Annotated in this window: 9 protein-coding genes; 7 read left to right on the plus strand and 2 right to left on the minus strand. The window is 32.7% G+C overall.

What is annotated here, in order from left to right:
• Positions 1-413 precede the first annotated feature (413 nt).
• Positions 414-2,444 carry an excinuclease ABC subunit UvrB gene (uvrB, locus tag HPY57_08020; protein ID NPV11719.1) on the plus strand — a complete coding sequence of 677 codons (2,031 nt, stop codon included), beginning with the start codon at positions 414-416 and terminating at the stop codon, positions 2,442-2,444.
• A gap of 13 nt (positions 2,445-2,457) precedes the next feature.
• Positions 2,458-3,312: an ABC transporter substrate-binding protein gene (locus tag HPY57_08025; protein ID NPV11720.1), complete on the plus strand. Its 855-nt coding sequence runs from the start codon at positions 2,458-2,460 to the stop codon at positions 3,310-3,312.
• Between the two features lie 117 nt (positions 3,313-3,429).
• Here the strand turns inward: HPY57_08025 and HPY57_08030 are convergent, their stop codons facing one another.
• A complete protein-coding gene (locus HPY57_08030; GenBank protein NPV11721.1) occupies positions 3,430-5,658 on the minus strand; it encodes a T9SS type A sorting domain-containing protein in 2,229 nt (742 codons plus the stop codon).
• A gap of 60 nt (positions 5,659-5,718) precedes the next feature.
• On the opposite strand from HPY57_08030, the gene HPY57_08035 reads away from it, so the two are divergent.
• The 5 genes from HPY57_08035 to HPY57_08055 all read left to right on the plus strand — a co-directional run bounded on the left by HPY57_08035 (position 5,719) and on the right by HPY57_08055 (position 11,720).
• On the plus strand, positions 5,719-7,191 hold the full coding sequence (locus HPY57_08035; protein NPV11722.1) for an FAD-binding oxidoreductase: 1,473 nt from the start codon (positions 5,719-5,721) through the stop codon (positions 7,189-7,191).
• A 128-nt stretch (positions 7,192-7,319) separates the two neighbouring features.
• Positions 7,320-8,594: a threonine synthase gene (gene thrC, locus HPY57_08040; protein NPV11723.1), complete on the plus strand. Its 1,275-nt coding sequence runs from the start codon at positions 7,320-7,322 to the stop codon at positions 8,592-8,594.
• A complete protein-coding gene (locus HPY57_08045) occupies positions 8,584-9,192 on the plus strand; it encodes an NTP transferase domain-containing protein (protein NPV11724.1) in 609 nt (202 codons plus the stop codon). The genes thrC and HPY57_08045 overlap by 11 nt, the downstream gene beginning before the upstream one ends.
• Positions 9,193-9,195: 3 nt before the next feature.
• A complete protein-coding gene (locus HPY57_08050) occupies positions 9,196-9,999 on the plus strand; it encodes a hypothetical protein (protein NPV11725.1) in 804 nt (267 codons plus the stop codon).
• 113 nt (positions 10,000-10,112) lie between these two features.
• Entirely contained in the window at positions 10,113-11,720 is a 1,608-nt protein-coding gene (locus HPY57_08055) for a peptidase M3A and M3B thimet/oligopeptidase F (protein NPV11726.1), read from the plus strand.
• Positions 11,721-11,743: 23 nt separating this feature from the next.
• Here the strand turns inward: HPY57_08055 and HPY57_08060 are convergent, their stop codons facing one another.
• Positions 11,744-12,472 carry a rhomboid family intramembrane serine protease gene (locus tag HPY57_08060; protein NPV11727.1) on the minus strand — a complete coding sequence of 243 codons (729 nt, stop codon included), beginning with the start codon at positions 12,470-12,472 and terminating at the stop codon, positions 11,744-11,746.
• Positions 12,473-12,528: the final 56 nt, after the last annotated feature.

Below are 12,528 nucleotides of genomic sequence, written 5' to 3' on the forward strand. Positions count from 1 at the left end.
TTTATGGTCATCTTAACTTTTCGAAAGCATTTTAAATGATTTATTTCTTTTTGTCAATCTCTTGTCTTCATTTTTCAAATCATCTTAATTTTTATGAATTGGTTTGAATAAGATCTGACTATGCATTTCAATTACTATTAAAACTATTATTTTTATTCTCATTCATGCATCATTAAAAATTTATCATACAAAGCTTTAATAAAAATGAAACTCGATGGATTTCATTAATGTATATAAGTATTGGGATTATGATCTTTATATTGATAATTCTAATTAATTTTAATACAAGTCTAAAGCAGAATTTGTTCGTATCTTTTTTATTGGTTCAAGATCAATCTGATGAATGTCAATATTTATTTTAAAAAAACGACTAAAAACTAAAACTTTTTATATGTAATTTTATTTAAAGAACTATGGAAAAATTCAAATTAGTCACAAACCTAAAACCGACTGGCGATCAACCTGAGGCAATTAGACAACTTGTCGAAGGAATAAAACGAGGTGAAAAATTCCAGACTCTTCTGGGTGTAACTGGAAGCGGAAAAACATTCACTATTTCTCATGTGATTGCTCAGGTCAATAAACCAACTCTGGTGCTGTCTCATAATAAAACCTTAGCAGCTCAACTTTACGGCGAGTTTAAATCTTTCTTCCCAGAAAATGCTGTCGAGTTCTTTATAAGTTATTACGATTACTATCAACCGGAGGCTTATGTAGTTGCAACTGACACATATATCGAAAAAGATTTTTCAATTAATGATGAGATTGATCGATTGAGGCTAAAAGCGACTACGGCTTTAATTGAAGGAAGGCGAGATGTAATAATTGTTGCATCTGTAAGTGCGATTTACGGAATTGGTGCACCGCACGAATATGCAAGCCAGGTTATTGTTCTAAAACAGGGAATGCGAATTAATCGAAAAGAATTACTTAAAAGGCTTGTCGATATCTTTTATACAAGAAATGATGTTGAGTTTACTCGCGGGACATTTAGAGTTCGGGGTGAGACGATTGATTTGATTCCGGCTTTTCTTGATGATCAAGCTGTTCGAATTGAGTTCTGGGGTGACGAGATTGAATCTTTGAAAATCATTGATCCATTAACGGGAAATGTTTTAGAGAAAATTAATTCTTATGTAATTTATCCAGCCAAGTATTTCGTCACGCCGAAAGATCAAATTAGAAAAGCAATAAAATCAATTGAGAAAGAGCTTGAACTGCGATTGCACGAATTAAGAAGTCAAGGGAAATTTTTGGAAGCTCAAAGACTTGAACAAAGGACGAAATTCGATATCGAGATGATGAAAGAACTTGGTTATTGTTCCGGTATAGAAAATTACAGTCGCCATCTTGATGGAAGACCGCCGGGTTCAAGACCATATACATTGTTTGACTATTTCCCTGAAGATTATCTTTTGATCATTGATGAGTCGCATGTGACAATACCGCAAATTAGAGGGATGTATAATGGCGATAGATCGAGAAAAGAAACACTCGTTGAGCATGGTTTTCGATTGCCTTCAGCACTTGATAATCGACCAATGAAATTCGAAGAATTTGAAGAAAAAATCAATCAAGTAATTTTTGTAAGTGCAACCCCCGGTGATTATGAACTTGAAAAATGTAAAGGTGTGGTAGTTGAACAGGTAATCAGACCAACTGGATTACTTGATCCGCCAATTTCTGTTCGACCAGTAAAAAATCAAATCGATGACTTGCTAAATGAAGTCAGAATAAGAGCCGCAAGAAAGGAAAGAGTTTTGGTTACAACTCTTACCAAAAAAATGGCTGAAGATTTAACAGATTATTTTGATAAGCTTGGCGTGAGAGTAAGATATATTCACTCGGATATTGATTCTCTTGAACGAGTTGAAATTTTGCGTGATCTGCGTCTCGGTGATTTTGATGTTTTGGTCGGTGTGAACCTTTTGAGAGAGGGACTTGATCTTCCTGAAGTTTCGCTCGTTGCTATTATTGATGCAGATAAAGAAGGATTTTTAAGAAGTGAAAAATCTCTGCTTCAGATTGCTGGGAGAACTGCACGAAATGTAAACGGACTTGTAATAATGTACGCTGATAAAATTACTGACTCAATGCGAAAAGTAATTGAAGAGACTGAACGAAGGAGGAAAAAACAAATCGAATACAACGAGAAGCACGGAATTACACCAAAGACAATTTATAAAACGACCGAAGAAATTCTATCTACAACTACTGTAGCTGATGTTAGAAAAGGTCGTGAAGATTATGGTAAAAGAAAAACAGGTTTTACAGTTGCACTTCAACCTATTATTAAACATTTGACCCCTGAACAGAAAAAAGAATTAATCGAACAACTGACTGTAGAAATGCACAATGCTGCAAAAGATCTTGAATTTGAAAGGGCAGCCGCAATTCGTGATGAAATTCAAAGATTAAAAGAGAGTTTGAAAATCAAAGAATAATTGAGCTGCAACTTTGTCCGAAAGAAAAATCTACAACGAAATCTTACAAAAACAATTAATCCTTCCCGAAAGGTGCGAAAGAATAATAAGTTTTAGTCCTGCAATTACTGAAGCACTATTTTTAATGGGACTTGAAGAATTTGTAAAGGGAGTTAGTGTTTACTGCGTTCATCCAGAAAAGGCGAGAGAAAAGATAATTGTTGGCTCTTATAATTCATTCAAAGAAAAGGTAATTGATGAAATTAATCCTGATATAATTTTTACTACTACAGGTTACCAACTTGAATTGATTAAAAATCTGAAAGAAAAATTTCCAATCTATCCATTAAGACTTCCACCATCTTTAGCAGAATTAATAGCTAATTGCGTTGAAGCTGGTTTAGCTGCAGGTTATTACAGTGAAGCAAGACAACTTGAAAAAATTTTGTTCGACGGATTGAATAATCTCAGATCGGTAAAGCAGTATAAAATTAAACGGCTCTATCTTGAAATTGATCTTGGCGGTCCAGTTTCTTTTGGTGCTTTCAGCTACATTACTGATGGAATTAATTTTGTCGGTGGTGAGAGTATATTTCAAAATGAATCTTGTGAGTGGTTAACTCCTGACGATAAAAAAGTATCTGAATTAAATCCCGATATCATCATTTATGAACCAAAGATGTTTTCCAGAGATCGGGATAGGAATGCAATAAAAGAAAAATTAATAAATCGATTTGGAGAAATTGATGCATTAAAGTTTGATAGACTTTTTATCACACCAGGAATTTATGATTTCTTTGCTCATCACGGACCGAGTTTTGTTCTTAAAACATTAAAATGGTTAAAAGAAATCTTAGATGAACTAAATCCAAATCTAATCAAAGCTTAATCTAACTTTAACAACAAATTGATTTTTGCAATAAGAAATTTTTCAATCAAAGCTTAGGATTTAAATTGAAGAGGATCTTGTCGTTAACAGATTTGCTCAGATCTCATCAATAATCGATCATTTCAGATAAACAATTTTGATTGTTCTGCTGAACTTTCCATAATTTAGCTTTAAGAAATAAATTCCCCCAGAAAGATTGAATTTTGATGGAGTAAATTTAATTTCATACTGACCTGCAGTCTTTGTTTCGTTAAGTAATTTTCCAACTTCCTGACCAAGCACATTAAAAATTTTTATTTCTACATTGCCATAAGTAACCTTCTCATTAACAGCTTCATCATAAAATTCTGGAAGATAAAATCGAAGGTAAGTGTAACTGGAAAATGGATTTGGAAAATTCTGATCGAACAATAATTCTTGGTTGGACGATGTAATGTTTGTGTCTTTTCGAGTAAGATTAATCAAATCAATTTTCCCATTCTGACAATATTGAAGTGCCCGTGATTTCAAATGTCCGCCATCAGTAAATTGAGTAGTCATATTTGGAATTCCTGCACCGAAGAGCAGTGAAATGATGCCCGATTTTGCAATATCAAATGGATGATCAAAAATATAATCGAGACGATTATCAGCATATTGGTTCACAATGTTTGGAAGCATTTCGTTTCCAATTGGAATTTGCCAAAGAACAATTTTCTTTTTTGTAAATATGGAAAGATAATTTGTGAACATTAAAACTCTTGAAAAGTTTGGCAGAGAAGTATTTTTCTTATCCCACCAGATTTCATCATAACCTGCATCTCGATCAGACCAATCCATAAAAATTAGATCGAAATCGGGACTTAATTTCATTAAAAAATCAGCTGTGTTTCTTGCAAGACTTTCAATGTCGAGAATTTTTTCTTCATTCTCTTTCAAACTTATAATATTTCCCCAGAGTGAAGCATGAAAGGCTATCATTCCTTTTTGCGGGCAATGTTCACGAACAATATCAATCATTCTCTGATGCATACCAGATAAATTGTTCGGATATCGCGTATCGTTTATGAAAGCTGGAATTTGTGATGGTTCTTTATTCTCTCTAATTGCTCTTTGTTGAAGATAGCCAAGCATATCAGGTTCAATATGAAAAATTACTTTTGAAGCCAGGCTTCGATTTGCTTCGTCACACATTTGAATAAAGCGGTTCCAGAATTCATTCATTAATGAAGAATTATTTATTGCACAATAAATTTTATCGTATTCATTTCCAGTGCATCCGAATTCATTTGGTGCAGTTTGAAACATATAAACTGGAATGACAGGAATATAACCGCGTCGATGAGCATCATCGCAAAATCTCTTAACAAATTCTCCATACCAGTTCCACCAACCCCAAGTGATATATTGATAACCTAAATCCCAGCAATCGTTTCCATTATTGGTTTGCCAGGAAAGATTTGATGTGGTAGTTCCTGTACCTATTGAAAGATACCTGGGCAATCCTAAGGGAATTTGAATTGAGTCAGATATTAAAACACCGACCCAGATTTCTTGAGATGCTCTTTTGCCTGATTTATCTTCGACAATAATATTGATGATCTTTTCACCATTTGAAGTATTCGATGGTATGGTAATTTCATTTCCAAAAATTCCATCGTTTTCTAAATAATCATTATGAGCTCCATCGTCGAAAAGTTGAAATTTTAATCCACTTAGTAACGAACTACAATCAACCTCAACGCTTTTGAGATCATTTAATCCATCTTCATCATTAATTCTTGCAGTGATTGAAATTTTATCTCCTGGATAGAAATTGTAACTGCTCAGATTCGTCTCTAAAATTTTTGGATTTCCAGAAATTGATGTGAGATAAATATCATCAATAAAAAATTCAGGTTGAGATTGACCTTTGTTTTCCTGAAATAAAATTGAGACGATATAAAAATTACTATCAAGAATATGTGTCAGCGGAATTTTTACCTCTTTCCATTTATTAGCTTCAATTTGAACATAATCAGTTGATGACTTTCCTTCTAAAAAATTTTTGCCGTCAGTTGAAACTTTAATCCAGAATGAATGTCCTCCACTGTTTCCTCCGTTGACCCAGAAAACAAGTGAATCGTAGCCCGATGTGTTTAGATTTGCCAGGAACAACACAAATCCCGAGTAAGCGTTTTGAAATTTTATCGAGATTGAATTTGATCCACTAAATTTTTGTGACTGATTTTTAAGATCAAATTGAGTGTTCCACGAGTGATTTGCATGCCAGTTCTTTTTTGCCAGTGAATCCGTGTAAATATAAAATGGTTGAGTAAGTGATTTTTGAATTGTTATAAATAGTAATAAAACCAGAATTTTTTTCATATCATCTTTAGACCAAGATTTTTTAATTTGAATTTGAATAAAATAATTTATGAATTCAAGATGATTGTAAAAACAGACCAGGAGACAATCCAGAATTATTTAACTGATGCATCAAATTTCAAAAGCAATGGATGTGAAGCAGTTTATATTCCTGAAAATATTGATGAACTTTCTGAATTGATTAAAAAGTTCAATAATGAAAAAATTCCTGTAACCATTTCGGGAGCGGGGACAGGACTTGTAGGCGGCAGAGTTCCTTCTGGTGGAGTGGTAGTTTCACTTGAAAAGTTTAATCAGATAATTTCTCTGGATGAAGACAAAAAATTAATCTCAGTTCAATCATTTGTTACATTAAATGAACTACAAAATTTCTTAAACGATTATAAGTTATTTTATCCGCCTGATCCAACTGAAAGAAATTGTTCAACTGGCGGAACTATTGCCACTAACGCATCAGGTGCAAGAACATTAAAATATGGATCAACAAGAAAATGGGTCAACGCAATTCTTCTAATTTTACCTGATGGTGAACTGTTTAGAATTCAGAGAAATGAAATTAAAGCTGATGGCTATGAATTTAATTTTTCAATCTCATCAGGGAAAAAATACAATTTCAGAATTCCTGAAATAGCAATTCCGAAAGTCAAAAATGCAGCTGGCTATTTTTTTGAAAAAGATATGGATTTAATTGATTTGTTCATCGGCTCCGAAGGGACACTCGGAATAATTGTCGAAACCGAATTGAAATTACTTATTCAACCCAATGATCTAATCTCGATGGTAATTTTCTTTGAGAGTTTTGATGATGCTTACAGATTTGTTGATATTTCAAGAAAAATAAATAAAGATGAAAAATATAACTTGATAAATCCACGAGCACTTGAATTTTTTGATGATCAAGCGTTGAAGTTTCTTGCTAAAAAATTTCCAAATGTAGATGGGAAAAAATTTGCAATCTGGTTTGAACAGGAAATTTATAATGAAAATAAAGATGAAATTATCTCACAACTCTCAGATTTAATTTTGGAGTGCAGCGGAAATATTGAAAATATCTGGTTTGCATTTAACGAGAAAGAAGTTAATGATATTCGTGAATTTCGGCATTCAATTTCAGCTCTTGTTAATGAATACATTTCAAGGAATGATCTGAAGAAAGTTGGAACAGACATAGCTGTGCCTTCAAATTATTTTAGAGAATTTTATTATTTCTGCTGCGAGAGTTGTAAATCTAATGCGATTGATTATGTCGGATATGGTCACATCGGAAATGACCACCTGCACTTTAATATGCTCCCGAAAGATAAAGCACAAAATGAACTTGCATTAAATCTCTATCGTGAATTTTGTAAAAAGGCTGTTCAACTTGGCGGGACAATTTCAGCTGAACATGGAATTGGAAAATTAAAAAGACAATTCTTTGAGCTTATGTATCCTGAGGATGTTTTGAGAAAAATGTTCGAAATCAAAAAAATATTTGATCCAAATTTGATTTTAAATCGTGGAAATATTTTCCCTGAAAGATTTTTCAAATGATGATTGGTGGTGATATAAATTTTTTAGTTGTAAAGTTTGACCAACTTATTGTTTATTACTTTGATAAATTCTGTGTGGTTTTAAATGGTAATAAATAAAATTAAAAGTCAATAAATTTTAAGTGAGCGATGAGCAAATACATTTATTATTGTTCAAACTGTGAAAAGGAATTCTCATCAAATTTTATTGAAGAAAATCTGATTTACCTTTGTCCAGATTGCGGAAAAGCCGATCGAAATAAACCTCTTGATGGAGTTTTGAGAATAGAATACGATTTTGATCAAATCAAAAAATCTGACTTGAAGCACAAACTTTTGAATTCTTTACCTGGCTCCATCTGGAATTTTCCAGAAATACTTCCTCTCGAGTTTGATGAAGCCAAGAATCTTTTTCCGGAAATTGATAAGAGCATCTTAAACTCATTAACACTTTCAACAAATCCTTTGATCAAATTAAATTTTGAAAACTTTAATCTTTATGCTTTTGATGATACTAGAAATCCAACTTTTTCTTATAAAGATCGAGCAAGCATATTAGTTGCGCTCAAAGCAATTCAACTTGGATTGAAAAAAATCTCAGCAGCTTCAACAGGTAATGCAGGTTCCTCGATTGCTGGAATTTGTGCACGACTTGGATTAGAAGCAAATATCTTTGTTCCAAAGACAATTCCTGAATCAAAAAGAATTCAAATTCAATCTTATGGTGCAAATCTTTTTATTGTCGATGGAACTTATGACGATGCATTCGATCTGTGTCTCGAAATTTCAGAAAAGAAAAAATGGTTTAACCGCAACACTGCTTATAATCCGTTAACTATCGAAGGGAAGAAATCAGCTGCTTATGATATTTTCATTTCGTTCAAGGGAGAAATTCCAGATAATATTTTCATACCTGCTGGTGATGGTGTAATCTTAGGCGGAATTTATAAGGGATTTTCTGAATTAAATAAACTTGGATTAATTGATAGATTACCAAAGTTAATTGCCGTTCAATCTTCAGGCAGCAATGCAATTGTGAGGTATTATCAGACACAAAAATTTGAATTTAAATCTGCGGAAACAGTTGCAGATAGTATTTGTGCTGCCGCTCCGAGAAATTTATTTATGGCTTATGAAGCAATAATTAATTCTCAAGGTTTTGCCATTGAAGTAAACGATACTGAAATCCTTGATGCACAGAAAGAGGTGATTCAAAAATTTGGAATTTTTGTTGAGCCATCGTCAGCAGCAGCTTTTGCCGGTTTCAAAAAATCAATTCGGGACGGAATGATTAATGACAATGAAAATTCTTTATTGATGTTTACAGGGAATGGATTAAAAGATCTGGATTCACTGAAAAAGTGGAATGAAGAAGTCAGACCAAAATCTTATCAACAATTACTTGAAGAATTAGATGCAAAATGATTTAAGCGCAGTTATTCTGGCTGCTGGTAAATCAGGACGAATCGGAAAACCAAAAGCATTTCTTGAATTTAATGAGAAACCATTTATTGTAAATATTTTAGAAAAACTTTTATTCTTCTCTGAGAAAATTGTAATTGTCTTTGGTTACGATGCTGAAAAGATGATTAAATTAATTTCAGATGAAAAAATTTACCGTGATAATCAAGAGAAGTTAATTCTTGAAGTCAATGAGATGTATGAAAAAGGAATGTTCAGTTCAATTCAATGTGGATTGAGACGAGTAAAAAATTCGAGCTTCGTATTGCTTCATCATATTGATCAGCCAGGACTGCCACAAAAATTTTATCCAGAATTTATTTCACAGATTGACGAAAAATTTGATTGGATACAACCTTCCTATCTCAGCAGATTAGGTCATCCAATTATCATTAACCAAAAAGTAATTAATTTAATTTTAACTGCACCTATTGAGTCAAATCTTAGATTTCTAAAAAATGGATATGAGTTTAATCAAAAAATCTGGGAGTGTTCTTACCCTGAAATTCATCAAGACATTGATACAATTGAAGATTATCAAAAACTTTCTAATGGGATTTGAACGATGAACATATTTGAAAAAATTTCTGAACTTGTAAAGCAAAACAAACCATTCGTTCTTACAACTGTTGTAAAGACTGAAGGATCAACACCTGGCAAACTCGGATTTAGAATGATAGTCGAAGATGAAAATAAAACTTTTGGAACAGTTGGCGGCGGCGAAATTGAAAGGGAAGTAATTTTTGAAGCGATGAGAAGAATGAAATCCAGAGAAAATGGAGTTGTCGAATATCTTCTTTCAGCTGATGCAATTAAAGAAAAAGAAGAAGCAAAAGTACTTAGTATGAGCTGCAGCGGTCGGTGCTGGATTTTGTACGAAGTATTTGGTGTGAAGCCAGTTGTTTATGTTTTTGGAGGTGGACATGTTGGTCAGGCATTGTTAAAACAACTAAGTCTTTTGAACTTTCATAAAATCTTAATTGATAACCGTCCTGAATTCGCAAACAAACAAACAAATCCTTATGCCGATGAAATTATTCTATCTGATTATTCTGAGTATGCTTATAGGTTTAATCCACCCGAAGATGCTTTTATTGTTATTATGACTCACGGACACAGTCACGATTTTGATGTAATAGAACAGATTTATGCTCGAAATTTAAAGGTAAGATATATCGGTGTGATTGCATCAAAAACCAAAGCTCAGAAATTAAAGAATCAAATCAAGGAAATTTTTGGTGAAGTTGATTTATCTAATTTGCATTCACCAATCGGGCTTGATATTGGAGGTGAGACACCGCAGGAGATCGCATTAAGTATAGCCGCCGAAATGCAAAAAATTTTATATGAGAAGAAAGCAGAAGTTTAGTCGGTTGTAATTATTTTATTGATAAAATTTTTCAACAATTCTACTTCAATTTTTCTATTGTATAAATCTTCTTGCTGTTATATTTTGTCTTATTCAGTAGGAATGAAAATTTTATGACATATAATCAAATTAAATTTTTACAAGAGTTTGAAGAGAAATTCCGGAATCTGTACATAAAAAGTTCCAGTGCTTACTGGGATGCTTCAATTAACGGAACGGAAGAAAATTGGAATGAAGTTACAAAGTATCAACTTGAGTTGATTAAACTTTTTAGAGATAAAAAATATTTTGAAGAGATAAAGCAGCTTTATTCAAAGATTGAGGATTTTGATCCGCTTACAAAAAGACAGATAAAAATTCTTTACAACGAATTTCTCCCAAATCAATACGACCTCAATAAACTTGAAGAGATAACAAATCTTCAGAATAAAATTGAAAATGTATTTGCAACTTTTAGGGCTAAATTTAATGGTAAAACTTTAACTGATAATGATGTAAATGAAATTTTAAAAAATGAACTTGATTCAAAAATTCTTCAAGAAGTCTGGGAAGCAAGTAAAGAAATTGGTGAGCTGATTGTTAATGATTTGAAAAACCTTGTCAAACTAAGAAACGAACAGGCAAGATCTCTTGGTTATAAAAATTACCACGAAATGAGCATTGTCCTTTCAGAGCTTGATGAAAATGAACTCGACGAAATTTTTTCCGAACTTGAATCCAGTACTAATGAGAAATTTTCTGAAATAAAAAGAAAGATTGACGCTGATCTTGCAAAAAGATACAATATTAAAGAAGATGATTTAGAAATCTGGCATTATCAGCAAAGATTTTTTCAAGAAGCACCGCCAATTTATCTTTTAAACTTCGATAAATTTTATGAAGGCAAAGATCTTGTCGAAATCACAAGAAAATATTTTACAAGCATTGGCCTCGAAATTGATGATTTGATTGAAAGAAGCGACTTATTCGAAAAGCCTGGCAAAAATCAACACGCATTTTGTATTAGCATTGATCGTTCTAAGGATGTAAGAGTTTTGTGCAATGTAAAATCAAATGTTGACTGGATGGGAACACTTCTTCACGAATACGGTCACGCCGTCTATGATAAGAACATTAATTTACACTTGCCTTTCATTCTGCGGGATGCGGCACATATTTTTGTTACTGAAGCGATTGCACAATTATTTGGTAAACTTTCAGTTCATCCAATCTGGATTAAAGAAATTTTTAAGCTTGCAAATAATAGTATAGATGAAATAAAAGATTCGGCAATTCAATTCACAAAAATGAATCAGGTAATCTTTGCTCGATGGGTTTTTGTAATGTATAGATTTGAAAAAGCTCTTTATGAAAATCCCGATCAGGACTTAAATTCACTCTGGTGGGACTTGCACCAAAAATATTTGTTAGTCAATAAACCGAAGAATAGAAATAAGCCCGATTGGACAACAAAGATTCACATTGCAACATCTCCAGTTTATTATCATAATTATCTTTTAGGCGAAGTTCTTTCTTCACAATTAAATAATTACATCCATAAAAACATTTTAAATTCAAATGATCTGTGGAATGATGTTATAATCAATAATAGAGAAGTTGGTGATTACCTGATAAAAAATCTTTTTAGATACGGCTCATCTTTACACTGGAAAGAGGTCATAAAAATCGCAACTGGTGAAGAACTAAATACAAATTATTACCTAAAGCAGTACATCAATTAAAGTTTATCAAAAAAAATTCTCGGTTATCTTTCCCACCAAAAATCTCTATAAACAGGTTTTCGACTTTTCTTCTTAAAAATGTTTACCGCAATCATTCCAAAAACAAATCCGCCGATATGAGCCCACCAGGCAACTCCGCCCGTTGCTGTTGTTTCAATTGCAAGAGCAAGCGTTCCTTGAAAAATTTGAGTAACAAACCAAAAACCGAGTACAATTAACGCCGGCAACTTTATAACATCCCAGAAGAACAAAATCGGAATGACTACAACAATTCTTGCCAGAGGATAAAGCATCAAATATGCGCCAAGAACACCTGAAATTGCACCACTTGCACCAATTGTTGGAATGTTTGATTCTGGATTTGTAATTATATGCGCACCAGCTGCAGCAAGTCCACAAAGAATGTAAAATAAAATATATCTAAAATGTCCCATTCTATCTTCAACATTATCACCAAAAATCCACAGATAAAGCATATTGCCAATCAAATGAAACCATCCACCATGCAAAAACATTGATGTGAAAAGAGGAATTATTTTTTCTTCGAGAGAAAATAAGATTACACTACCATCTTCTAATCGAACTCCAGAATAAAAATATTTAACCGGTATTACACCGAATGTTCGCACGAATGATTCTAAATGATCGCCAAGCGAAAGCTCGAAAAAGAAAACAATTACATTTAAAACAATTAGAGTTACATTAACAATAGGGTAACTACGTGATGGAATGTCGTCTTTAATTGGTATCATTTGTTTTCATCATTGGTTGTGAAAAATTTTTAGCAAAGTTAAGAAATGGAGCGGTA

The organism is Ignavibacteria bacterium, assembly GCA_013177855.1.
Lineage (GTDB): Bacteria > Bacteroidota > Ignavibacteria > Ch128b > Ch128b > Ch128b.

What these genes read in the sequence shown, in the direction of transcription:
- uvrB (NPV11719.1), top strand. Translation starts at nt 414, where the DNA reads ATGGAAAAATTCAAATTAGTCACAAACCTAAAACCGACTGGCGATCAA.
- HPY57_08030 (NPV11721.1), bottom strand. Translation starts at nt 5,658, where the DNA reads ATGAAAAAAATTCTGGTTTTATTACTATTTATAACAATTCAAAAATCA.
- HPY57_08035 (NPV11722.1), top strand. Translation starts at nt 5,719, where the DNA reads ATGATTGTAAAAACAGACCAGGAGACAATCCAGAATTATTTAACTGAT.
- thrC (NPV11723.1), top strand. Translation starts at nt 7,320, where the DNA reads ATGAGCAAATACATTTATTATTGTTCAAACTGTGAAAAGGAATTCTCA.
- HPY57_08045 (NPV11724.1), top strand. Translation starts at nt 8,584, where the DNA reads ATGCAAAATGATTTAAGCGCAGTTATTCTGGCTGCTGGTAAATCAGGA.
- HPY57_08050 (NPV11725.1), top strand. Translation starts at nt 9,196, where the DNA reads ATGAACATATTTGAAAAAATTTCTGAACTTGTAAAGCAAAACAAACCA.
- HPY57_08055 (NPV11726.1), top strand. Translation starts at nt 10,113, where the DNA reads ATGACATATAATCAAATTAAATTTTTACAAGAGTTTGAAGAGAAATTC.
- HPY57_08060 (NPV11727.1), bottom strand. Translation starts at nt 12,472, where the DNA reads ATGATACCAATTAAAGACGACATTCCATCACGTAGTTACCCTATTGTT.